Here is a 24,667-nt window from a genome sequence, read left to right as displayed (position 1 = left end):
CGTTGATTGTCGGGTTGGCCGCTTTAGCGGTCGTTACGGCCACCATTGTGCTGGTTGGAGGCTATTGGTTTGGTGCGAAACCGTCTGCAGCGGAGGGTAGGGCCGACAGCGGGCAGAGCCAGTTGCTCCAATCGCCGTCGCCGCCGGTAGGTTCCCCCTCAGTTACGGGCGACGAAGCAGATACGGGGGAGGAAACGGACGCGACGCCGTCCTCTTCGCCACCCGAGGCCAGCGCGACGGCGCCTGATCCGACGCTCCAGACCCCATCCGATGAGGGCGCTGATGCCGGTATGGCAGCTGAGCCCGGCGTGCCGAGCGACCCGATCATCGCAAGCGACGCTGATGAGGGCGCTCTCGATCAGCCGATCCTCCCACCCGCGGACCTGGGCGGCCAGCCCAGCGGGAATGCAGGCGTTCGTCTCCGCGTAAGTTCCGTGCAGGCCGTGGACGGTGTTGCCGAAGGCATTGGGGAAGTAGCGGGACCGGCTATCCGGTTCACCCTGTCTCTCACCAACGAAACGGCAGCCCCGCTGGATCTGGCGGACGTCGTTGTCACCGTTGAAGCCGGTCCGGACGCCCTTCCTGCGGGGGAACTGAGCGGTCCGGATGTCAGCCCGTTCCCTGCCCGCGCCGAGCCGGCGGGAACGGTCTCGGCTACGTACGTCTTCCTGGTGCCTGTGGAGCTTCGGGATCTGCTCAGGATTTCACTGAACTATTCGCCCGAGGAACCCATTGTGGTTTTCCAGGGTTCCGTTCCAACGGGATAGTCCCAACGAATACGGGATAGTCCCACGGCAAGGCGCAGGTCCCTGATCGCGCAGGGAAGGAGGTGCAGGGCGAAAAGTGCAACCCAGGTTGCACCAACGGGCCGTGGCGGAGCAGTGCATCCGCACGTATCCCGTGGAGTTCTCGGATGTGGGGTGGCCGGTTAGAAGCCGTCCAGGCGAGGGGGCCTGGCGGCCCACGGTGTTCCAGAGACAGGCATTGACATGAAAAATTCCACGAACCCATTAACCATCTTGTTCCCCTCCGGACGGACGTCGGCAATGCCGAAGCATCGACGGTCAAGGCGAGGACGGCCGTCAGTTCCCCGGGCTGTCTCCACGGTAGCCGCCTGCGCTGCTCTGGTTCTGGGCTCACTGGTCGCGGGCACCGCTCCGGCGGGAGCCGATACGGCCCCGGCGGACCCCAACAATCCGGCCACGCCCGTCACCGTCTCGAGCGACCCGCTGCCCACAGTCCAGCACGACGGCGTGGCGTGGCAGCAAACGGTGATCGGTGACACCGTGTATGTGGTGGGCAGGTTCGGGCGGGCCCGTCCGGCAGGCGCCGCACCCGGTGTGCAGACCACGCCTCGGAACAACATCCTTGCCTTTCGGCTGTCCACCGGGCAATTGGTGGCATCCTTTACTCCGAACCTGAACGGGCAGGCACTCGCGGTCACTGCATCTCCGGATGGCAGGAAACTATACGTCGGTGGTGATTTCACCGCCGTCAACGGCAGTGCGCGCTCCCGAGTTGCGGCATTGGACCCCGCCACCGGAGCACTTATCGCAGGTTTCGCGCCCAAGATCGGCGGCTCGGTGCGGGCTCTTGCAGCCACGAATGACCGCGTTTACATTGGCGGATCGTTCACCGCCGTGGGCTCTGCCAGTCGCCAACGGCTGGCAGCCGTCAGGGCAGCTGACGGCGCATTGCTGCCGTGGAACCCGAAAGCTGACAACCAAGTGAATGCGTTGGCACTTTCGCCGAGCGCCAATCAGGTGGTGATCGGCGGCCGGTTCACAACGCTTAACGGTTCCAACCGGCCCGGCTATGGCATGGGGCGGGTCGACTCGAATCTGGGTACCAATCTCCCGCTCGGCGTAAACAACACCGTGCGTAACGCCGGCAAGGATTCGGCCGTCCTGTCACTGTCTTCAGACGGCACCAATTTCTATGGCAGCGGGTACATCTACGGAACCGGAGGCAACCTGGAAGGGACCTTCTCGGGCCGGTGGAGCGATGGAAACCTCAACTGGGTCGAGGACTGCCATGGCGACTCCTACGGAATTTGGGCTTCCCCTACAGCGGTCTATGTTGCGGGCCACTCACACTACTGCGGCAACCTGGGCGGCTTCCCCGAGACCAAACCGCGGACCTGGCACCGCGGCGTAGCTTTTAGCCGGGCTGCCACCGGCGTACTGACCAAGGACATCCATGGTTATCCAAGTTTTACCGGGGTACCGGCGCCTAGTCTCCTCAACTGGTTCCCGGATCTGAACACCGGAAGCGCGAGTGGCCAGAACCAGGGTCCCTGGGCGGTCGCCGGCAACCGGGATTACGTGGTGATGGCAGGCGAATTCACCCGGGTAAACGGCGGACAACAGCAGGGAATCGTGCGTTTTGGGGTGAGGAATGTCGCGCCCAACACTGACGGTCCGCGGATAAGCGGGGCAGCCGCGAATCCGACGGTGTCCAGTCCCGCCGCACAGACCGTCAACTTAAGCTGGCCAGGCAACTGGGACCGGGACAACGAGCGGCTGAGTTACCAGGTAATTCGTGACGGCAACACGCAGGTCTACAGCACCACGGCCACCTCGCGCTTTTATCGGCAGCCCACACTGCGGTTCACGGATACCGGGGTGCGGGCCGGTTCCCATACCTACCGGATTGTCACTCGGGATCCCTTGGGCAACACGGTCCAGAGCCAAACGGTTTCAGTGACCGTCAAGTAGCAACAAGTAGGCAAGTAGCAACACACAGGGAGGGCACGGGTGCGGCTGCGACAGGGGATGGGGGCCCCGCAGCCGCAACTATTGATGCCTGCCGGGCAGGTGAACGAGTGGTTGCCTGAGTAACGAGCCTTCGGGCGCACGCGCTGGCCGCGGTCAGATGAGTACCAGCTACTCGTGCCCGCCCATTCGACGGATACCTATATTGATCGCGTTGCTCGGAGGTCTTTATAGGAATGCGGTCCCACAAATGGAATACGTGAATGTCCCGGCCCTGATTGGCCGGGTCAGCCGACGGCTAGGTCTGTTTGCTGCGGTCACGGCAATTGTTTACTCCCTCACGGCCTGTGTGCCTTCCGCCCCGACGGTCTCCCCGGCTACGGGCCAGGCTTCTTCAGCGGCGGAGACTGCAGCCGGTGGACCTTCGGGCGCAGCTGAGTCTGCACCTGGCAGCGCCGGTTCCGCACCTGCGGAAGCGCAGCCCACGGCAACTGCCACCCCGACGGAAGCTAATCCCACAGCTGACCCGGGAGCGGCCGGGCGGCAAGCGGGGGGGGCGGCCTATGAAGGAAGCGGAAACTCGCCTGTCCTTGTGGACCGAGGCGACACTGCGGAGGAGAGGGTCCCGGCGGACAGGGCAGCTTTCGACTCCGTTGTGCGGTACGCGGACGGGGTGACGGTGGAAACCACCGACTTCAGCATCGGGACGGTCTATGGCGAAGGCAGCGGGGTGGTAGCTGGTGCCCCGTATGTGGTGTTCACAGTCAGCATCCGCAACGGCTCGTTGACGGACCTGGACCTGTCCGCCGTCGTCCCGACGCTGCAGCAGGGAGCGGTCGCGGGGGCCCCGCTCTACGAGGGCATGGATGTTGCGGATTTTTCCGGTGTTGTTGCCCCCGGAGGCACCGCCACAGCCCGTTATGCTTTCCAGCTGCCCGGTGAAGGCAGCGAAGCCGCTCTCTACCTGGACCTGGACGGCGTGCATGCCCCGGCGGTCTTTTCCGGGTTGCTTCCGTGAACTCCGTGAAAAGGGCGGCAGCCTCGGGCAGGGCAGCCTCGGGCAGGGCGGCCCTGGCGGCGGTGGCAGCGCAGGGAACCCAGGCGCTGGCGAGCTTCCTGCTGCTGGCCGCTGCTGCCCGCAGCCTCGGTCTCGCCGATTTCGGCATACTGGGTCTCCTCTATGGGTTGCTGGTTGTATGTGCCGCAGTCACCAGTGGATTCATTGGCGACTCCCTAACCGTGCTGGACCGGCATGACCGAAGCATCCGTTCCGGTCTGCAGTGCTGGACCTTCGTCCTCTCCCTCGGATGTGCGCTGGCCGTGCCGCTGGTTTCCCGTACAACGGGACTGATCGGACCCGGAACCGCAGTCCTGCTGGGAACGGCCCTGTGGTGCTACGTCATTGAAGACCTGTTGCGGCGGGTGCTCATGGCGAAGCTGCTGTTCGTCCGCATCCTTGGCATGGATTCCATCATGCTGGTGGTATCAGTGGGGACCCTTGCACTCCTGGCGCATTACGGACCGCTGTCCGTGGACAGTTTTCTTGTGGCAATTGCCTGTGGCCAACTGGCCGGGGCCATAACGGGTGCGGGTTCCGCAGGACGCGGGGAACGCTACCTGGTCTCCCTGCGGTCCCCGGCCTGGCGCACTGTAGCGGCCTACGGTTCCTGGCGGGCGGCGCAGCAAATGCTCCGCCCGGGGATGCTGACCGTCGTCCGGCTCCTGGTGATAGCGCTGGTAAGCCTGGAGGCGGGCGGTCTTTTGGAGATGGCCCGCGTCTATACCGCGCCGGCACTGCTCGTAGTGTCGGGGTTAACGTCATACCTTTTTGCTTCCTTCGCCCGCAGCGATGAATCTGTGGCTGCCCTGCTCCGACGTGCGGACAGGGGAGTTTCCCTCCTGGTTGGGCTTACGGTTATCTGCGGTGCCGCCGCTCTCGCCGCACTCCCGGTGGCCGGGCCGCTGGCCACCGGGCAGGAGCCTCCGGCGCTGGCCGTGGCCGGATGGCTCTTGTATGCAGTGTCCGTCGCCGCCGCCACTCCCTATGGCTCACTCGCTGCTGTCCGCGTCGGCTCACGCCGCGTTTTCCTGCTCCGGCTGGCCGACACCACGGTATCGCTCGGCCTGACGGCGGCAGTCCTTCTCGTCTCCGGCAATTACGCGCTGGCACCACTGGCGGCGGCCTCAGGGTCGCTACTGGGCGGCCTTGCCATCCGGAGCCTCCTACTCGTGCCGCTGCGCTCCCGGGAAACCAAAGACAATCGGCAACGACGCCAGCTTCACAAATACCCCGCTACCACCCCCGTTGAATCGAACACCGAAAGGCATATGGGTACGAATGTCTAAGAAAACTACGGGGGGAACCCGACCGCACAGTTCTGTCCCGCATGCGCTGCGAGCGCGCCTCTTCCGCCGAACAGGCACGGTGCTGACTGTGTCAGCCTTCATCGTCGGGCTCGCCGTGGGCCAGCCGGTGCGGCCGGCTGCGGCAGCGGATGACCCGGTTGTCCCTCCGCCCGAAACGGTCAGCACCGACGTGCTGACCACTCCTCAAATCAATGGGGTGGTGTGGGACCTCGCCGTCAACGGAAACGTTGCCTACGCCGTCGGAAGCTTTACCCGTGCGCGTCCGTCCGGCACTGCAACCGGAAGTACCGCGGAGGTTGTGCGTAACAACGCCATGTCCTTCGATATCAGTACGGGCGCCCTCTTGCCGTGGAACCCCAACCTCAATGCCCAGGCGCGGGCAGTGGACGTCAGCCCTGACGGCAGCGAAGTCTTCGTCGGCGGGGAATTCAGCAGCGTCAGCGGCCAGGCACGCAGCAAGCTTGCGGTGTTTAACACCGGAACCGGTGCGTTGAAGCCTTTCAGCACCAGCATCGGCGGCAGCGTGCACAGCATCTCCGTCACCGCCACCACCGTCTACGTGGGCGGCTCCTTCAAAACGGCCGGCGGCCAGAACCGCTCCAACGCGGTTGCCCTCAACCGGTCAACCGCAGCGACCCTGCCGTGGGCGCCATCAACGGATAATATCGTCCACGCGGTTGTCGCCTCTGCCGACAACACCCGCGTGGTACTCGGTGGCCGCTTCCAGACGCTCAACGGCCAGGCACTGGTGGGCATCGGGGCGGTGGATGGCAGTACCGGTGCCACCCAGCCCTGGACCAGTACCCCCATCCCGGCCAGGCAAGGCGAAAACTCATCCTGGGTTACCCAGCTGGTGGAAACCAATGGGGTGATCTATGGTTCTGCCAACGGGGACGGCGGGCACTGGTTCGATGGACGCTTTGCGGCGGACTTCACTACCGGCGACCTGGTCTGGCTCGATAACTGCTACGGCGCCAGCACCGACGTCGCCGTCATGGGCCAGGCGATGTACAGCGTCTCGCACGCCCACGACTGCACCTCGCTGGGAGAATTCCCCGAAAGCAACCCGCAGTCCTGGCGCCGCGGACTAGCCGAGACCACCTACGCCACCGGTACCGACAAGGGCGCCCCGAGCGGAAACAGCAAATACTCCGGGCAACCGGTTCCGAGCCTTCTGCACTGGTACCCCAGCATCAATTCCGGTTTCTATACCAACCAGTTCCAGGGCGGCTGGGCGCTGGCGACGTCGGGCAACTACCTGGTGATGGGCGGGGAATTCACCACGGTCAACGGCAAGAACCAGCAGGGACTGGCCGTGTTCGCAAAGCGGTCGGTGGCGCCGAACAAGATTGCCCCGGTGTATTCCGCAACACTAAAGCCCACGGTCGTGTCCAGGGATGCCGGGACCGTCCGTGTCTCGTGGCCCTCCACCTGGGACTACGACGACGCGACCCTGACCTACGACGTCCTGCGGGACAACAGCCTGACCGCCATCGCCAGCATTGACCAGAAATCATCCTGGTGGCGGACGGCGAGCCTTGGCTATGAGGACCACGGACAGAGCCCGGGATCCTCGCACACATACCGGATCCGCGTACGTGACCCCTGGGGCAATGAGTACATCTCCCCGCGCTCGGAGGCCGTGACGGTCAGCGCCACCTCAACCGGCGACCCGTACTCGGAACGGGTGATCAGCGACGGCGCGCAGTCATACTACCGGCTGGACGAGAACAGTTCCGTGGCACTGGACCGGGCGGGCTTCGCCGATGCCGACCGCGGAGCCGGAATCAGCCGAAACGCTACCGGGGCAGTCGCGGGTAACGCGGCAGCGGCCTTCGATGGGTCGGGAACAGCGTCTATCGCCACCCGCAACCTCACCCCGGCGCCAAACACGTTCAGCCTCGAGGCCTGGTTCCAGACGGACTCCACCAGCGGAGGTTACATCGCCGGCTTCGGCGACGCCCGAACCGGGAACTCCGGCAGCCACGACCGCCACATCTGGATGGACAACTCCGGACGGATCTGGTTCGGAACCTGGTTGGGCAGCGCAGCAACCGTGAATTCGGCGAAACCCTATAACGACGGCAAATGGCACCATGTCACCGTCACCCTGGGCCCCAGCGGAACGGTGCTGTACGTGGACGGGGTACGCGTCTCCAGCCGCACGGACGTGACGTCTGGCCAGGCCTACAACGGTTATTGGCGGATTGGCGGAGACAACCTGTCCGGCTGGCCCGGCGCCCCGGCCAGCAACGCCTTCAAGGGGAACCTGGACGAAGTGGCTGTCTACCCCACCGCTCTGGCGTCCTCCACAGTGATGGACCACTACAAACTGAGTGGACGTACCGCCGTCGTCCCCGCGACCCCGACAGACGGCTACGGAAAGGCCGTCTACCAGGACGAACCGGCAGCGTACTGGCGGCTGGAGGAAACTGCGGGAGACGTTGCCGCCGATGCAGGCCAGTCCGGAAACGATGGCCTGATCTCCGGAACAGTCACCAGGGGTGCTGCCGGCGGCGTGGGCAGCGGAAAGGCTTTCAGCTTCGGCGGAAGCGACGGGGCGGTGGCCGCGACGGCTCCCAGCACGAATCCGACCGTCTACTCCGCGGAGGCCTGGTTCAAGACTGCCACAACAAGGGGTGGCAAGATCATCGGGTTCGGCAACCGAAACACCGGATCGTCGAACAATTATGACCGGCATGTGTACATGCTCGACGACGGCCGGCTGGTATTCGGCACCTACACGGGAGCTGAAAACATCGTGACGACAGGCAGCGCGTACAACAACGACGCCTGGCATCACGTCGTCGCGACTCAGTCGGCCGAGGGCATGAAACTCTACGTGGACGGCCAGCTGGTGGGCACGAATCCGCAAACCGGCGCCGAGAGCTACACCGGCTATTGGCGGATCGGCGGCGACAGCACCTGGGGCGGTGCCTCCAGCGGCTACTTCTCAGGCAGCATCGACGAGGCAGCGGTTTACACCTCGGCGCTGCCCGAATCCCGCATCCGTGCGCACTATGCAGCCGGCGGAGGAACCACGGAGGAACCGGTGACGGCAGCTTTCACTTCCTCCGCCGCGGGCAGGACGGCTTCCTTTGACGCCTCCGCATCGACACCGGGCGGGGAGTATGCCTGGGACTACGGTGACGGTACGACCGGAACCGGGGTCAGTTCCAGGCACACCTACACACGGGACGGCACTTTTACGGTAAAGCTGACCGTCACGGCGGGCGGGCGTACAGTGACGCAGTCCGCCCAGGTCACCGTGGGAGCCACGGTTCCGACGGCAGCGTTCACCGTTGAGTCCACGGCGCTGACTGCCCGGTTTGACGCAACCGGCTCGTCCGACGCCGAGGGGCCCTTGGCCTCCTACGCTTGGGACTTCGGGGACGGGACGTCCGGAACCGGGGCAACGGTGGAGCACGAGTACGAATCCGCAGGCACGTACCGGGCAGTCCTGACGGTCGTTGACAGTGAGGGCGCAACCGCCAGTACACAGAAGGATGTGCAAGTGGCTGCGCCGGCAGCTGCCGCCTATGCCGTGGACACGTTCTCCCGTACCTCAACCAGCGGTTGGGGAGCGGCGGAGCAGGGCGGCAATTACAACCACCCCGGCTCCAAGGCGAATTTCACCGTGGAGAACGGCATTGGCAGGATCCGGATGTCCGCGGCCGGTTCCGGCCCGAGCGTGTACCTGGACTCGGGGACCTACTCGGAAACCGAGATGCAGGTGCAATTGGGCAATGACAAACAAGCCACGGGCGGCGGTATCTACCATCACCTCTATCTGCGGGACGTTGCCGGAGCAGGGTCCTACACCGCCAAGGTCCGCTACCTCGCCAACGGGACCGTCAACGTCAGCCTGAACCGGGACGGGACCTTCATTGTCCCGGAGAAGGCAGTCCCCGGGCTGGCTTACCAGGTGGGGGACAAGCTCTCCGTCCGCGCACAGGCAACTGGAACGACGCCCACCACCTTGCGGATCAAGGTGTGGAAAAGCGGAACCACCGAACCAGCGGGATGGCAGCTGAGCACCACCGACAACACGGCGGCACTACAGGTGCCGGGACGCACCGGGGTAGGAGTCTACCTTTCCGGGTCGGCATCGAACGCGCCGGTGTTCTCGCTCTGGGACAACCTCTGGATCGGTGCACCCAAACCCTGAGGCAACACATCACCTGAGGCAACAGCATCGCTATTGAGAAAGCTGGGATAAACAGTGGCAGCACGAACATCGGCCGGGCCGGGCTACCGTGATGCGGTAGCCCGGCTGTCGACCGCGCAAAAAACGTCCAAGGGCGCTCCCGCCTACTCCCGATACATCAACCGCAGGCTCGGCCGCTACCTTGCTGCGTTGGCTCATCAGGCGGGCCTTCGACCCAACCAGGTGACTGCGATCAGCGCCGTTTGCACTTTCTCGGGCATTGCGACGGCGGTGCTGGCCGGCCCTGGCCCACTGGCCGCCATCGTCATACCCGCCCTGCTGATTCTTGGCTATGCCCTGGATTCAGCCGACGGACAGCTCGCGAGGCTTACCGGTGGCGGATCGCCCGCGGGGGAGTGGCTGGACCACACCGTGGACGCCTTCAAAGTGGGCTCCATCCATCTTGCCGTGCTGGTGTGCTGGTGGCGCTTTTTCCCGCTGGAGACGGCGTGGCTGCTTGTTCCCCTCATCTTCCAGGTCGCGGCCACGGTGCACTTCGTCTCCACCCTGCTGATGGACCAGCTACGGCGGGGCAATCGGGCACATCACGGCACACTGGTGGCGGGTGACGGCCATTCCTCGGCTCTGTATTCACTGGCCGTGGTCCCTACCGATTTCGGACTTATGTGCCTGGTGTTCTTCCTATTCGCGTGGCCGGCCGCCTTCGTCGGGGTCTATTCAGCACTGTGCGCCGCCACGGTCGCATTCCTGCTGCTCGCGCTGCGGAAGTGGTACCGGGAGGTCAAAGCATGGAACTGAACGAATACGTCAAACTGTTCCGCCGCCGTCTCCTGATGATCCTGTTCATCGCCTTCCTTGGCGTCGACGCAGCGTTGTTGGTGACCTGGCTTTCCCCCAAAACCTACGAGGCGCACTCCACCGTTTTCATCCGCGCGGATTCCCCCAACAGTTCTTCCTACGAGGACTCACAGTTCACCTTGCAGCGGGTACGCAACTATCCGGATCTGGTAAACAGCCCGCAGGTCCTGCAGCCGGTCGTGGATGTCCTTGGCGGGGATTACAGCGTCGAGGCCCTTGGCCGGGAGGTCAGCGCGGAAAACCCTGCGGACACCGTGTACGTCCAAGTCACCGGGCGATCGAATACACCGGAGATGGCGGTGCGGCTGACAAATCTGGTGACGCAGAACCTGGCTGAGCAGATACGCGTCCTGGAAGCCGGCGGGGACAGGAGCGTTGCAATCGATCCGCGCATTACGGTTCCGGCAATTGCGCCCTCCAGTCCAACATCCCCCAACCCAGTGGTGAACTTGGCCCTGGGTCTTATTGGAGGGCTGACGGTGGGGATGCTGGTAGCGGTCGCCGGTGCAGGCCGGGACCGCCGGATTTTCACCGCACGCGACGTCAGGGACGTCACGGGGCTGGAGGTAGTGGCAAATGTCCGGGCCGTCACCGGCCGCCCCCAGTCCAAGAACGTTGCCCATGCCCCGGCGGATGTGGGGAGTTATCGTGAACTGCTGACCCACGTTCTCCTGGCCAATGAGGGAGCCCTGCCCAAGGTGCTGTTGGCCACGGCCGCCTGCCCTGGCGCGGACGGAGGGTCCGCCAGGCTGATGGAGGGATGGGCCGCGTTCCTGGCCCGGACAGGACGGCGGGTGTGCCTGGTTGAAGCCGACCGGCAGCAGCAACCGGCTTTCGGGATGAAACCAACCACGCGGGGGCTGCTGGAAGCCCTTGGTGCGGGTGAACCGCTGAGCAGCGTCGTCGTCCCGGTGCGGGAGAACTCCCTCTACGTGCTGCCGGCAGGTACCGCACACGTACACCCTGCGGATCTGATGCGTAGGGTGGGTCCTGCCCTTGGCGAACTGTCGGCTGACTTTGATGTGGTTCTCATCCATAGCCGGTTCGATTCCCGTCCGCTCAGTAACGAGGTCTTGTCGTCCGTGGCGCAGGGCGCTCTCATTCTCGCCTGTTACGGGCGGACCACTGATGACCAGCTGGACCTGGCCGCTTTGGAGCTGCGGGCGTTGAAAGTCCGTCCGCTGGGCGTTGTGCTGCTCAGCATCCCGCGGAATCGCAGGAAAACGGTACCGACGCGGGCGCTGGCCGAGGGGGAAACGGCAGTGGACGCCAAGACCGGAGAACCGACGGTGGGAGTCGCAGGCGGGGGGAAGGGGTGAGACGGTACACGGCCGTCCTGCCCTATGCCATTTGGCTGTTGGTACTCATTAGCCTGGTGCCGTGGCGCAAGGGGGTGTACTACGACGGCGGGGCGGACCCGGTAGTAGTCAGCAAGGCGGTGCTGCAGATAGGTGCGCTCCTGCTTGCCGTTTCCTGGGCGGGAATGCGCGCTGGCCGCCTGCATGCGCTGGGCGCACGCACCTTCCTGTTGATGGGCCTGTTTCTGGCCCTCGGAACGGTGGGATCCCTGCAGGCAGGGAGTGTTCCGGCCTCTACGGTCCTTTCGGTCCGGATGATCCTGCTGGTCGCGACGGTAGGTTTTGTGATGAAGGCAGCCGGCGGACCTAAAGCCCTGGGAACGTTACTGGTGTCCATGGGGCTTGTCGGGCTGCTGATCGGCGCCACCGGGATCGGCCTGGCCATCTCCGGCGAGCGGCTGCGGGGCACGGTTCCGGAAGTGCCACCAAACGTCATTGCCCTCCTCTGCGGTGCTTCGGCCCTGGGCGCGCTTCATAGGTTGGCGCGGGGGAAGTCCAGCCCGGCCATGGCTGCGGCCACGGCCGCTCTGGTCGTGGCCGTGGCGGCAACCGGGTCCCGCACCGGGATCATGGCAGGGCTCTTGGCGTTCATAGTGAATTTGCTGTACATCCGCCGCCCGTCGCCGCGGCTGATGGGCACTCTGCTGACGGCGATCCCGGCACTGTTTGCAGTGGTCGCTTTCACCCCGGTACTGACCGGACTTCTACTGCGGTCCGGCGGGGGGTCCATTTCCACCCTGAACTCGCGCACTATTGCATGGCAGGCTGTGCTCTCCATGCCTGCCGACCGATGGGAGCGGTGGATTGGTTCGGGGCTGGATGTGAAAACGGTCAGTGTGGCGGGACAATACTGGGAATCGCAGGTACTTGATTCCAGCTGGGTCTCCGCCCTGGCCCAGGCCGGCCTGCTGGGGACGGCAGTATTAGGCATCCTCGCCGTCGCTACGCTGATCGGCGCCTTCAGGAGGGGCGGCCCGGATGCCGGACTGGTTCCGGCCATGTTGATCTTTATTCTGGTCCGCAGTTTCCTGGAAAACGGCCTCACCGAGGCAAGCCCGGCCCTGACCTTGTTCGTGGTACTCGCCCTTATGGTGGAACCTGCTGCGCTCGCCGGGACCCCTCCGCGCACCAACGCCTTCCGTCCGGCGCCCCTTCGGGGCGAATTCTCGCGCCGGCAAACCGGCACCGCTTCCGCCAAAAGCTACGGTGCGTTGGCCCATCCCACCGGTTTCGCTGCCGGTCAGCGAACAAAGGCTCCGAGGTGACGGGTTCCCTCGGGCACACGGGACAGCCCGGCCAGGTCCGCCGGAAGGGGCAGGGCTACGTGGCCGGCCTGGCCATCAAGCGAGGGTGCGGCGAAGGTGTCAGGGTCAAGAGGGCTGGCGCCGATGATTTCGAGAGTGTCCGGCTCCTGGCCGGTGGTGCGGTGGAAGTCCTTCAGGCTCTCGAAGGTAACCGACTTTCCATCTTCGCCAGCCCAGATCAGTGGGGCGAAGGGCATGCCGTCGCGTTCACGATGGTAGGCATTGCCCGCGGCGTGGATCTGCAGTTGAACGGCGGAGAATTCCCGCGAGTAATCCTCCACGCACAGCAGGCAGCCCCCGGGTTCGCTGGTGCCCGCGAAGATGTTGTTGTGGATGTCGACGGGGCCGTTGATCCAGGTCATTTCCGGGTCCTCCGGGTCCCGGGGATCGTGGCCGGGCAGGTCGGGATTGTCACCCCGGCGTTCGTCCTGCACCACGTTCAGCTGGCGCCGGTTACCCGAGAAGGTGTTGTTCCAAACGCGTACGTCGCTGGTGTCGTTGATCTTCGCCCCGAAGGACCCGTTGTTTGTGATGATGTTGTTCACCAAGCTGATCCGGGCGGAGATTTCGGCGGAAACGCCGTGACTGGCGTTGTCGGCCATGCGGCTGTTGCTAATGGTTGCGTCGAAGACCGATTCGTCCAGCCAGAGGCCGGTGGCCCTGTTGTCAGCGAACGTGCTGTCACTGATGGTCAGGGACCGGCTACGGGTGATCTTGAATCCGCCGGCCACGGGGGCCGGCCGGAAGCGTTCTGTGTTGTTCCCCTCGGCGAGCAGTCCCGTCACGGTCATCCGGTCGGCATAGGTGGCCGCCGCGCCCAGCATTCCGTTGGCAGCTACTGTCACATCCGTCAGCGTGGTATCTGCGCCTCCTACCCACAGTCCGGTGGTGGCGTTGTCGCGGATCACCAGGTTCTCCAGGACGATGCCGGAGCCCTCAGCTGTTACGGCCCCCATGTGTGGCACGGAAGGGGAGTAGCGGCGAATTCCGAGTCCGCGCACCGTGGAGCCGGAGGAACGGATGGACAGGGCCTTGGCCGTGGTGGATGCCCGGACGGTCCTGCCTTCCGGGGAGGACCCGATGAAGAGGCGCCGCGTGGAGTAATCCACATAGAAGTTACCTTCCCCGAGTTCGGCCTGGCTGGCAACCTGGTGCTGCGGCACATCGTCGATCCAGACCTGGTCCGGATGGGCGGCGAGTGGATACAGCGGGTCAACGAATCTCCAGCCGGCCTCAGTGCCGTCTTCTTCGCCCCAGGTATACGTGGGGCTGGGATCGAACTGGGCGTTCCAATGATCAGCGACGAACGTCCGTCCCGCCGGGACAAAATTGTCCACGGTTCGGCTTCCGTCAAGCCAGACCTCCTCGTTCGGAAAGGCCTGCAGAACGAGCCTCTTCTGCTCCGGGATCACGATCTCCTCATTGTACGAACCGGCCCGCACAACGATTGTGGCCCCGCTCTCCGCCCGGCTGACTGCGGCACGGATGGTCCGGAACGGAGCATCCCTACTGCCGGGGTTGGCATCGCCGCCACCGGAGGCTGCCACGAAGAGGGCACCGGCAGGAACGTCATAGGCCGTTTTTCCAACCGGCAGGGATCCGCCTTCGATCACGGGGGCATCGGGTTTGTCCGCCGGGACCGATCTGTCGTCCGGACCCGTTGCGCATGCAGACATCATCGGAATGCACAGAAGACTGGCTCCCAGCAGAACGCGCAGAAACGGATTGGAGGGCGGACGGGGCATGCTGTTTCTCCTGACCGGATCCGGCACCCAGCTGTCGGACCACCACGAAATCACCACGAGGGAGACCGTGTGGCAGTCAAGCACAGCGGATACAGTGCGGCAAGGGTACCGAGCGGAGGCAACAGGTGAAGTTCCACCGGGTGAAGTTGCAGATGGTGACGTTGCAGGACGTGCGCCGGCGTCTGCGGGCGTTGGCTGCTGCGAGAGGCACGCGCGTACCGTACCGCCGGGGAAAGACAGGGCTGCTGGTGCATGCGGGGATGACCGCTGCTCTTGCGGCGTTAATTGTCGGGGGCGGCATGGGGATCGGAGGCGGGCCGGCAAATGATGGACCCGGAACCGGGACGGACCCCGGTGCGGCCTCCGTGGACACCGGATACCTTCCCGGTAAAGCGGAGGCAGGTGTGGCGGCAGCCGTCCGCGCCGCCCTGGCACTCGACGCCTTCCCGGAGCTGACTCCGTCCCTTGAGGAGCTGGGAACTGAGGCATGGGTGGCGGCAGTCAACAAATCCGGGTGCCCCCAGACGGGTCCGGAGACCTTGGACCGGTGCAGGGGCGGCAGCCCGGGCGCGGACCGGACAGTCGTTGTCCTGGGCGATTCATCCGCGGTGTCCTGGCTGCCCGGGATTGAAGAAGCCGCAAAGGCGGCAGGATGGGAAACGGTTCCGTTGACGCTTTCACAGTGCCCTGCAGCGGGCGTGTCCGTCACTCATGAGGGAGGGCAGCCGTATCCGGAGTGTGACGAGCACCGTGAATGGGCCGTGCAGGAAATCAACCGGATGAAACCGGATCTGGTGGTTCTGTCCGACTCCGAGGACTCGCTCACCCGCTTGGTGTCGGGCAGCAGTAACGAGGCCGCAGCCCAGCTGACCTCTGGTCTGGTCGAGACCATCGGGCGTATTAACGACGCTGCCGGGGCCGTCGTCGTACTGGGGCCGGCGCCGGCGGGCAAGGACCTGCGCCAGTGTATGGCCGCCGATGCCCGGCCTGAAGACTGCATTTCGAAGGCCTCGGTGGGATGGCGCAACATGCAGGAGGTCACCGGCAGGGCCGCCGCGGAGACAGGAGCGGAATTTGTAGATGTCGGGCCCTGGTTTTGCGGCGAGGACGGACGTTGTCCCGCCTTTGTCGCTTCCATTGCCGTCCGAATGGACACCACCCACATGAGTACTGACTACTCCCGTTTCCTGGCCCCGGTGCTGGCGGAAAGGGTGCTGTCCAACCCGCCGTCGGGCCGGGGGAGGCAGTAGGCCGAGGCGGATGCCGCGGCATCCGGCTTCCGAGACTGTCGCAGAGGGTCCCGGTTAGGATGGACTCATGTGCGGCGGGCCACCACTCGTGGAATGATTAGCGTATATTTGTCTTGCGTAATACCGCAGGGTTGTCTCTCACTCGAGGAGTATTCGTGCCTGTAGTTTCCACCCCGGACACCCTCCGCCATGCCAACGGGCCAATCGACAACGCCGAAGTGCTGCGCATCCGCAACGACTTCCCCATCTTGCAGCAGGAAGTCAATGGGCGTCCGCTGGTCTACCTGGATTCCGGCGCCACGTCGCAGAATCCGCTGAGCGTGATCGAAGCCGAGCAGGAGTTCTACGAACAGCGCAATTCGGCGGTTCACCGCGGTGCGCACACCTTGGCTGTGGCTGCCACCGACGTTTTTGAGGATGCCCGCGCCAAGGTAGCGGCGTTCGTCGGTGCCCGGACCAACGAAATAGTCTGGACCTCCAACGCCACGGAAGCGCTGAACCTGCTCGCCTACGCTTTCTCCAACGCCGCCGTCGGCCGGGGTGGGGCAGCAGCCCGGCGGTTCGCGCTGGGCGAGGGGGATGAAATTGTGGTGACCGAAATGGAACACCACGCGAATCTCATTCCGTGGCAGGAGCTGGCAGCCCGCACAGGCGCCACGCTGCGGTTTATTCCGGTGGACAACCACGGCGAGCTGCGCCTCGATGAGGCTGAGCGGCTGATAACCGGCCGTACTAAAGTGGTCGCGTTCACCCACGCCTCCAATGTGCTGGGCACCATCAACCCGGTCCGGACCCTGGTGCGGCTGGCCCACGACGTCGGTGCCCTGGCGGTCCTCGATGCCTGCCAGTCGGTGCCGCACCTGCCTGTGGATGTGAAAAGCCTGGAGGTGGACTTCGCAGCATTCTCCGGGCACAAAATGCTTGGCCCCACCGGTATCGGCGTCCTGTACGGAAGGTCCGAGCTGCTTGACGCGATGCCCACGTTCCTGACTGGCGGGTCCATGATCACCACCGTCACCATGGAGAAAGCAGAATACCTCCCGGCACCGCAGCGCTTTGAGGCAGGCACCCAACGAATCTCCCAGGCCATGGCCCTGGGCACCGCCGTCGACTACCTGCAGCTAACCGGGATGGAGCGCATCCACGAATGGGAGACCACGTTGGGGGCGCGTCTGGTCTCCGGGCTGGAGGCGATCGACGGAATCCGTGTGCTGGGCCCGCCCGCCGGCGTGGAGCGGATCGGATTGGCGGCATTCGACGTCGACGGCGTCCACTCGCACGACGTCGGCCAGTTCCTGGATGACCAGGGGATTGCAGTGCGGGTAGGTCACCACTGCGCCCAGCCCCTGCATCGCCGACTGGGCCTGGTGTCCACGACACGCGCGAGCACCTATCTCTACAACACCACAGACGACGTCGATGCCTTTCTGGCCGCAGTCGCCGGCGTCCGACCGTTCTTTGGAGTGAAGTAAATGAGCTCGGACCTGCAGCAGCTATATCAGCAGATCATCCTGGAGCATGCGAAACGCCGGCACGGGGATGGCCTGGTGAACACGCCGGCCGGCGGCACTGCCGGGGAATCGCACCAGCTCAATCCCACCTGCGGAGATGAGATCACGCTGCGGGCCGTCCTCGACGGGTCCACGGTGGCCGGCATTAGCTGGGAGGGGCAGGGCTGTTCCATTTCGATGGCCTCGGCCTCGGTACTAACCGAAATGATGGGCGGCCTGGACCGCGTCCGGGCTCTTGCCCTGGCGGAGGAGTTCCGCACGCTGATGCGCTCACGCGGCAGCATTGAACCGGATGAGGAGGTCCTGGGCGACGCCGCGGCGTTCGCCGGGGTGGCACGGTACCCGGCGCGGGTCAAGTGTGCCATGCTCGCGTGGGTTGCTTTCGAAGAGGCCCTGCAGGCGGCGGGCTAGGCCATCGCCAGCCTCAGTGCCGTTGCGGTTGCCGGCCAGGAATAGATCGGCCCTGCCGCCTCGCCGTGCTGCGCCGGAAAGCCTGTGTCCAAGGCATGGGCGATCAGCTTTGCCGCCGTGTCCGTGTCATCGAGCGGGAGGTATACAGCGGGCAGCTCGGCGGTGACCTCCCGCATGACGGGGATGTCGGAGACCAGAATCGGGCACCCGAAATGTGCTGCTTCAAGCGGCGGCAGCCCGAATCCTTCGTCGCGGCTGGTGAAGATGAAGGCAGTGGCGTTGCTGTAAAGCCAAGCAAGTTCGGCATCGGTGACCCGCCCCAGAAAGCGCACCGTACCGGAGTCCAGAAGATGCGGCGGGTACTCGCCAACGGTGGCAGCCCCATTGGGTTCCCCGACAATAAGCAGGGGACGCCCCGGACCTATGGCTCCGGCGGCCGCGGAGACATTGATGGCGTAGCCGAGGTTTTTACGGACATTCAACCGACCTACGCTGAGCAGAAAGGGAAGCTCCGGGGGGATGCCGGGCGGGCGGACAGGGTCCAAACCGGCCAGTTGCGTGTCCACGGCCAGCCCCACAGCCACGGGTACCTCAGGGGAACGGCGCACCCGCTGCAGCCGGGATGCCTCAGTGGACGTGGAAGCCACGATCCTGCGGCAGTGCGCCCAGGTGGCGCGCATCAACCAGAAATAGGCGCGCTCTGCCCGAGTAAACCATTCGGGGTGATCCACGAACAGCGCATCGTGGACAAACACGTCGAAGCGCTGGCCCCAGAGACCGGCGAAGTTCTGGGCCAGCACCCGGTCAGGACGGATGGAACGGGCCAGCGCAGGCAACCAGAGTGCGGTGCTGAGTCCGTGCTGGGGCAAAGGGGAGCCATGGACGAAGACTCCGGACCCGAGTTCGCCGCGTACGGCGGTCAGATGGCGGCGCGGAACCGCCAGGTGCAGCTCGTCCGCGGGATGGGTGTCCTGCCACGCCTGCACCATCTGGCGGAGCACACGACGGTTGGAGATGGGGCCTTCGGCCCACCAAAAAGCATCTATGAGGATTCGCACGTTTCGCGGCTACCCATCTGTCGTCAAGTCCTGCGGCAGCCCGGGAAGGCCCCTAGGAGAATGCGGTTCTTAAGGGCAAAGCAACATCAGTAAATACGAAAGCGCAACCGAGATTAGGTGGTCTGCCGTTCAGGGCCGGCCCATGCTCCGGTAGGTCCACCCGGCAGCCCGCCATGCTGCCGGGTCCAGGATGTTCCGGCCGTCGATGAAGTTTTTCTCCGCCACCAGGGTGCCCGTGGATTCAGGGTCCAGATTGCGGTACTCCTGCCATTCGGTCAGCAGCACCACCGCGTGGGCATTAAGGAGGGCATTTTCAGTGGCCGGTTCGTAGTTCAGCTCAGGGAAACGGCCCTTGGCGTTCTGCAGCGCCTCAGGGTCAGTCACGGTTACGGTGGCACCCTGGAGCTGCATCTGCGCTGCGGCGCTGAGGGCGGGGGAGTCCCTCACATCATCGCTTTCGGGTTTGAAGGCGGCACCCAGAATGGTGATCCGCTTGCCCAGCAAGGAGCCGCCGCAGATTTCCCGGGTCATTTCCACCACCTTCGATCGGCGGCGCATGTTGATTGCGTCCACCTCACGCAGGAAGGTCAGAGCCTGGTCCGCGCCCAGTTCCCCCGCACGGGCCATAAAAGCGCGGATGTCCTTGGGCAGGCAGCCGCCCCCGAAACCGACGCCGGCGTTTAGGAAGCTTCGCCCGATCCGTTCGTCCATGCCGATGGCGTCGGCCAGGGCCGCGACGTCTGCTCCGGACGCTTCGCAGACCTCCGCCATGGCATTGATAAAGCTGATCTTGGTGGCGAGAAAAGAGTTCGCCGCGGTTTTGACCAGTTCCGCAGTGGCGTAGTCCACCACCATTCTTGGGGTGCCCGTGGACAGCGGGATGGCATAGACCCGGTCCAGGGCGGCGACGGCGGCGTCGGCATCGGTGCCGGGCACTCCGTAGACGAGCCGGTCCGGATCGAGCGTGTCCTGGACAGCATGGCCCTCGCGCAGGAATTCGGGATTCCAGATGAGGACGGCGCCCGTTGCCTCCAGCTGAGGTGCCAGACGTGCAGCGGTTCCCACCGGAACCGTGGATTTACCTACCACCACGCTGCCCGGTTTCAGGTGGGGCACCAGGCCATCAACCGCGGCGTCAACATACCGCAGATCCGCCGCGTACTCGCCCTTCCGCTGGGGTGTGCCCACACAGACGAAATGAACGTCGGCGCCGGCGGCAGCGGCCGTGTCGGTACTGAAGCGCAGGCGTCCGCTATCGAGGGCTTCGGCAAGCAGTTCGGGCAGGCTGGGTTCAAAAAAGGGCGCCCGTCCGGCCGCGAGATCCGCGACCCTGGTGGCATCGACGTCGATCCCCACCACGTCATGGCCCAGCCGGGCCATGGACACTGCGTGGACGGCACCCAGATAACCGCAGCCAATAACGGAAATACGCACTGTTCCCCTATGTTCATCGCGCTTATGCAGACCGGAACAACCATATCCTGCGTGCTGCGCCCGGTGATCAGGGCAGGTTGGGAGGCAGCTCCACCCGGAAGGTGGTGCCAACACCGATTTTTGAGCTGAAGGAAATACGTCCGCCGTGGGCTTCCACAATTGATTTGGTGATCACGAGACCGAGGCCCACACCGGGTATTGCGGCTTTCTTGACCTGGCCGGTCCGGAAGAACTTGGTAAAGACCTCCCGCTGATCGGCCTCGCTCATGCCTATACCGGTGTCCTCGACCTCCAGTAGCAGGTTTCCTTCCTCCCGGCGGGAACGCACCGTGACCCTGCCGCCGTCGGGCGAGTACTTGATGGCGTTGGAGAGCAGGTTGTCCAGGACCTGGGAGATCCGGGCCGGATCCACCGTGGCCAGCAGGTCCTTGGCACAATCGCAGTCCAGGTCCACACCAACGGCCGCGGCGCGGGGGCCGGCGGAATCCAGGGCTACGCGCACCAGTTCGGCAACGTCCGTCTCCGAACGGTGCAGGTGCATGGTTCCGGAGGCAGTGGTCAGCAGGTCCGCGACCAGCAGCAGCAGGCGTTCGGCGTTGCGCTGGGCCACCTGCAGGGCACTTTGCAGACGCGGCGGGATGCCGGGGAGCGCCTCGTCATCCAGCACCAGGTCCAAATAGCCGATGATTGAGGTCAGCGGGGTCCGCAGTTCATGCGAGACGCTGGAGACAAAGTCCTCCCTGGCGTTCAGCGCGTTGACCATCTCCGTCACGTCGCTGTAGGCCAGGACGGAGCCGGTGAATATGCCGTTTTCCCGCATGGGCCGGGCGCAGACGGCCAGGGCACGCTGGCGCTCGCCTGTTCCCACCCAGATCACGACGTCGGAAAAGGCCTCCTCCCGCATGGCGCGCTGGGAGGGGCGCAGGTCTACGGATAACGGCGTGATCTGGTCCAACCCGTAAATTCTCGCCGCACTGTCCGTGTCGCCGGCATACAAAAGCCCGGCCAGGGCATGGTTGGTGCGCTGCCTGCTGTTCATGAGGATGGTCCGGCCGGTGGCGTCCACGGCCATAACGCCCACGTCCACGGTCTCAAGCACCGCGTCCAGCAGCCGCGACCGCCTCCTGGTTTCCTGCAGGCTGGCCTGCAACTCTGTTTCGATGGCGATCAGCCGTTTGTGCTGCGCGGTGGTATCGGTTTCCATGGTCGAGGCCACCACACAGATACCCAGCATCACAAAGGGAATCAGGAGCGGGGCCGCCAGAGTATCCACGCTGGGAAAACCTCCGGCCTGAAAGAACAACGGGGTCCACAACACCAGCGTGGTGCAGAAATAACTGAGGAACCATGCCAGACGCGGAGCGGCGCCGGACCAGGCCATCCAGAAAACGGGAAAAACAGCAAGGAAACTCAAACCAATTACAGAGTTCCGGCCGTCGAAGTAAAGGCCTCCCACGACGGCGAAATCCAGCACTGGAATGCACCAATAGGCAAGGGGCGGGAATTTTTCCCACGGGACCGCAACACACGCCACGGTCAGAACGGCAAGAAGTGCCACGGCAAAATGGAACCCGGCATTCCCGTAGAGCGTGGGATCCACCACTGCCGTAATGAGAAGCGCCACGGCAACTGCGATCAGAACCGGCAGCTGGCTTACCAGCAACCGGTACCGCAGGCTGAGCTGATTAAACTGAGAGGTCATGCCCGTCAGGGTTGCCACTTGGTCTTTGAGACTGGACATGAAAAAGGAAACCCCCGGATTCCTGTAGAGATAGCTCAGATTATAGGGGTGCTCCTGTAGAATACCGAGCTAGGGGAGCGGGGAATCAGAAGGTCTCGCAGGACAGGAAAAAATACAACATGGAAATTCAACGTGTAGCCGTCATCATCGAAGATGATGCGGATATCCGCGACCTGCTTAATGCCGTGCTCCAGCAGTCGGGGTTTAAGGTCTTCACCGCTCCCAACGGCTCAGCGGGCGTTGAAGCCGTTCGGCTGCACAATCCCAGCGTGGTTACGCTGGACCTGGGTCTGCCGGACATTGACGGGTTTGAAGTCATCCGGCAGCTGCGGCAGTTCAGCGATGCGTACATTGTGATGCTTACTGCCCGGGCGGAGGAGCTCGACACCCTGATGGGGCTGGAAGCCGGTGCGGATGACTACATCACCAAGCCCTTCCGGCCGCGGGAACTGCGGGCCCGAATCTCCGCCATGCTCCGCCGTCCCCGCGGCGAAGCCGCCGCCGAACCCGCAGATTCCGCCACGCCTGCCCCCGGCGCGGCCGTCTCCGCCAATGTCCCGGCGGCTCCTGCCTCCGCTTCCTCCTTCACCGCAGCACCGGTTGCCGCCCCTGCGCCCGCTCCGGGCACACTGGCGCATAACGGCCTGACCCTGAATCCCGGCACACGCACCACGGAAATTGACGGCCTGAATGTTGAGCTGACCCGCACGGAATTCGACCTCCTTCACGCCCTCCTGGAAGGGGGCCGGCTGGTACGCACAAAGACGGACCTGGTGCGCAGGCTGCGGGGCGAGGAATACGACACGGGCACTTTCATCAGCGACGCGGATGAGCGGACGGTAGAGGTGCATGTAGGCAATCTCCGCAGGAAGCTGGGGGATGATTCGAAGGCACCCCGCTGGCTTGAGACCGTCCGCGGCGTTGGCTACCGGCTGGCACCCCAGGGCTGATCCGCCGGCAAGATTCCCTTAGGGGGAGCAACCGGTACGAATCCTGTGCCGGGCACGCTGGTCCGGGCCGTTGCCGGCCGTAGCCGCCGGGCACTGCCGAGTCGGTTACACGACGGCAGGAAGCTCCACCGTGAAGCTGGTGCCGCTACCCAGGGTGCTCTGCACCCGGATGCTGCCGCCGTGCGCTTCCACAATGTCTTTGCTGATCGCCATGCCCAGTCCTACGCCGGGGATGCCGGCCTGCCGGACCGCGCCGGTGCGGAAGAACTTGGTAAAGACCTCGTCTACGTCCTCTGCGGTCATACCCATGCCGGTGTCCGCCACACGGAAGACCACGCGATGTGCTTCCTGCCAGGCGGTCACGGTAACAGTGCCGCCGTCGGGGGAGTATTTGATGGCATTGGACAGCAGGTTATCCAGTACCTGGGCAATGCGCTGCGGGTCCGCGACCAGCGGCAGTTCCGCGGGGGCCTCATCCAGTACTTCGACGCCGATCTCCCGCGCCCCGGCCTGAACTGCACCGACGCTGGTATGAATAAGGTCCGCCAGGCACGTGGGCTGCAGTTCCAGGGACAGCTTCCCTGACGCCGCGGTCAGAAGATCCGAGACAAGACGCAGAAGCCGCTCGCTGTTGCGCAGCGCGACCCGCAGGGACACCGGGATGCTGCCCTGCAACCGGGTGTCCTCGGCTTCGTCAAGCGCAAGTTCCAGGTAGCCCATGATGGATGTGAGCGGAGTACGCAGCTCGTGCGAGACGCTTGCCACGAAATCGTCCTTGGCAGCGAGGGCGTCAACCAGCGCCGTGACGTCGGAGAGGACGATCACCGCTCCGTTGAATCCGCCGTCGTCGTCCCGCATCACGGCCGCTGAGGTGTTCATGGCGATCTGGCCGCCGGGAGGCCCCAGCCACAGCTGGACATCACGGAAGTCGGAGCCGAGCAGGGAACGGGCCACCGGGCGCTGTTCGGCGGGCAGGGGCGTGGAGCCGTCGAGGGTATAGAGGAGCAGATCGCGCTCGTGCGGGTTGGAGATTCCTTCCGGCAGAGCCTGTTGCTGCAGCAGCTGCTGGCGGCGGTTCATGTGCCGGGGTACACCGTGTTCATCCACCAGAAGGATGCCGACGTCGATGGCGTTCAACACGTCATCCAGCAGCTGTGATTTCCGCTTGCTTTCGGCGAGTGCCTCTTCGAGCAGGCGGTCTTTGTTCTCCAGGGTTTCACGCTGGGAGCGGATGTCCTCGCGCAGCACGGACACGGTCACCGCGACGCCGAGGCTGACCAGCGGAACCAGGAGCGGGGCGGTCAGGTTCCCACCGTTAACCTCATCGGTTCCAGTCAAAAGAAACGGGTGCCACACCGCGAGCAGAGGGCAGATAAAGCTCAGGTAGCGGGCGGTGACAGGAGAGACCCTGGACCAGGACAGCCAGAATACGGGGAAGACGTGGAGCAGGCTCAGCCCGGTAAGGATGCCGGCGCTGCCGTGATGAAGCTGGGCGATGGCAACGAAATCAAGCAACGGAATGATCCAGTAGGACGGGTACCAGACACGGTCCCACGGGATGGCGATACACGCGGCCGTCACCACGGCCAGGGTCACCAGTCCGGCAACAAACTCCGGGTTCTGGAACACTTCAGGCAACTGCCAGGCGGCAAGGGCGCAGATGAGCCCCACAACAATAACCAGGGGCGCCTGGCTAACCGCGGTGCGGTAGCGCAACGGCAGTTGGTGGAACTGGGAGCTGATGCCGAAAAACTTCAGCGTCGACTGCGATAACTTCGACATCCGTAACCCCCTGTAA

General features: G+C 64.5%; 17 protein-coding genes. 12 read left to right on the top strand and 5 right to left on the bottom strand.

All coding sequences use genetic code 11. The annotated features are described in order from the left end of the window. Positions 1-290: 290 nt before the first annotated feature. The 8 genes from QWJ37_RS12220 to QWJ37_RS12185 all read left to right on the top strand — a co-directional run bounded on the left by QWJ37_RS12220 (position 291) and on the right by QWJ37_RS12185 (position 12,730). Entirely contained in the window at positions 291-767 is a 477-nt protein-coding gene (locus QWJ37_RS12220) for a hypothetical protein (protein ID WP_227928914.1), read from the top strand. Positions 768-1,046: 279 nt separating this feature from the next. Continuing rightward, the gene (locus QWJ37_RS12215) at positions 1,047-2,717 is read left to right on the top strand and encodes a hypothetical protein (RefSeq protein WP_290245415.1); all 1,671 of its coding nucleotides are present in this window, start codon (positions 1,047-1,049) and stop codon (positions 2,715-2,717) included. A 589-nt stretch (positions 2,718-3,306) separates the two neighbouring features. Continuing rightward, complete coding sequence (locus QWJ37_RS12210; RefSeq protein ID WP_290245414.1) at positions 3,307-3,732, top strand: hypothetical protein; 426 nt, start codon at positions 3,307-3,309, stop codon at positions 3,730-3,732. Beyond that, positions 3,729-5,060, top strand: a complete 1,332-nt coding sequence (locus tag QWJ37_RS12205; protein ID WP_290245413.1) for a hypothetical protein — start codon at positions 3,729-3,731, stop codon at positions 5,058-5,060. The genes QWJ37_RS12210 and QWJ37_RS12205 overlap by 4 nt, the downstream gene beginning before the upstream one ends. Before the next feature lie 88 nt (positions 5,061-5,148). Further along, complete coding sequence (locus QWJ37_RS12200; RefSeq protein ID WP_227928918.1) at positions 5,149-9,249, top strand: LamG-like jellyroll fold domain-containing protein; 4,101 nt, start codon at positions 5,149-5,151, stop codon at positions 9,247-9,249. Positions 9,250-9,303: 54 nt separating this feature from the next. Then, positions 9,304-10,047 carry a CDP-alcohol phosphatidyltransferase family protein gene (locus QWJ37_RS12195; protein WP_290245411.1) on the top strand — a complete coding sequence of 248 codons (744 nt, stop codon included), beginning with the start codon at positions 9,304-9,306 and terminating at the stop codon, positions 10,045-10,047. Continuing rightward, positions 10,038-11,426, top strand: coding sequence for a Wzz/FepE/Etk N-terminal domain-containing protein (locus QWJ37_RS12190; protein WP_227928920.1), 1,389 nt, complete (start codon positions 10,038-10,040; stop codon positions 11,424-11,426). Before QWJ37_RS12195 ends, QWJ37_RS12190 begins: the two co-directional genes overlap by 10 nt. Next, complete coding sequence (locus tag QWJ37_RS12185) at positions 11,423-12,730, top strand: O-antigen ligase family protein (RefSeq protein WP_227928921.1); 1,308 nt, start codon at positions 11,423-11,425, stop codon at positions 12,728-12,730. Before QWJ37_RS12190 ends, QWJ37_RS12185 begins: the two co-directional genes overlap by 4 nt. On the opposite strand, the gene QWJ37_RS12180 is transcribed toward QWJ37_RS12185, so the two are convergent. Next, the gene (locus tag QWJ37_RS12180) at positions 12,706-14,445 is read right to left on the bottom strand and encodes a right-handed parallel beta-helix repeat-containing protein (RefSeq protein WP_227928922.1); all 1,740 of its coding nucleotides are present in this window, start codon (positions 14,443-14,445) and stop codon (positions 12,706-12,708) included. The two genes, QWJ37_RS12185 and QWJ37_RS12180, sit on opposite strands and share 25 nt — an antisense overlap. Positions 14,446-14,774: 329 nt before the next feature. Between QWJ37_RS12180 and QWJ37_RS12175 the strand changes: the two genes are divergently transcribed. From QWJ37_RS12175 to sufU, 3 genes are all read left to right on the top strand, one after another. Further along, entirely contained in the window at positions 14,775-15,764 is a 990-nt protein-coding gene (locus tag QWJ37_RS12175) for an SGNH hydrolase domain-containing protein (protein ID WP_227928923.1), read from the top strand. Between the two features lie 155 nt (positions 15,765-15,919). Then, positions 15,920-17,236, top strand: coding sequence for a cysteine desulfurase (locus QWJ37_RS12170; protein WP_227928924.1), 1,317 nt, complete (start codon positions 15,920-15,922; stop codon positions 17,234-17,236). After that, entirely contained in the window at positions 17,237-17,686 is a 450-nt protein-coding gene (sufU, locus tag QWJ37_RS12165) for a Fe-S cluster assembly sulfur transfer protein SufU (protein ID WP_227928925.1), read from the top strand. Here the strand turns inward: sufU and QWJ37_RS12160 are convergent. From QWJ37_RS12160 to QWJ37_RS12150, 3 genes are all read right to left on the bottom strand, one after another. Then, complete coding sequence (locus tag QWJ37_RS12160; RefSeq protein ID WP_227928926.1) at positions 17,683-18,744, bottom strand: glycosyltransferase family 1 protein; 1,062 nt, start codon at positions 18,742-18,744, stop codon at positions 17,683-17,685. The genes sufU and QWJ37_RS12160 overlap by 4 nt on opposite strands. A gap of 129 nt (positions 18,745-18,873) precedes the next feature. Then, complete coding sequence (locus tag QWJ37_RS12155) at positions 18,874-20,178, bottom strand: UDP-glucose/GDP-mannose dehydrogenase family protein (RefSeq protein ID WP_290245410.1); 1,305 nt, start codon at positions 20,176-20,178, stop codon at positions 18,874-18,876. 67 nt (positions 20,179-20,245) lie between these two features. After that, the gene (locus QWJ37_RS12150) at positions 20,246-21,880 is read right to left on the bottom strand and encodes an ATP-binding protein (RefSeq protein ID WP_227904278.1); all 1,635 of its coding nucleotides are present in this window, start codon (positions 21,878-21,880) and stop codon (positions 20,246-20,248) included. Positions 21,881-22,038: 158 nt separating this feature from the next. Between QWJ37_RS12150 and QWJ37_RS12145 the strand changes: the two genes are divergently transcribed. After that, positions 22,039-22,869, top strand: a complete 831-nt coding sequence (locus tag QWJ37_RS12145) for a response regulator transcription factor (protein ID WP_290245409.1) — start codon at positions 22,039-22,041, stop codon at positions 22,867-22,869. Positions 22,870-22,974: 105 nt separating this feature from the next. Here the strand turns inward: QWJ37_RS12145 and QWJ37_RS12140 are convergent, their stop codons facing one another. Further along, on the bottom strand, positions 22,975-24,651 hold the full coding sequence (locus tag QWJ37_RS12140) for an ATP-binding protein (RefSeq protein WP_290245408.1): 1,677 nt from the start codon (positions 24,649-24,651) through the stop codon (positions 22,975-22,977). Positions 24,652-24,667: the final 16 nt, after the last annotated feature.

Origin of the sequence: Arthrobacter sp. YD2, from assembly GCF_030410475.1 — a bacterium.
GTDB classification, from domain to species: domain Bacteria; phylum Actinomycetota; class Actinomycetes; order Actinomycetales; family Micrococcaceae; genus Arthrobacter_B; species Arthrobacter_B zhangbolii.
Note: the sequence above shows the minus strand (reverse complement) of the source record. Positions and strands in the feature narration are given on the sequence as shown.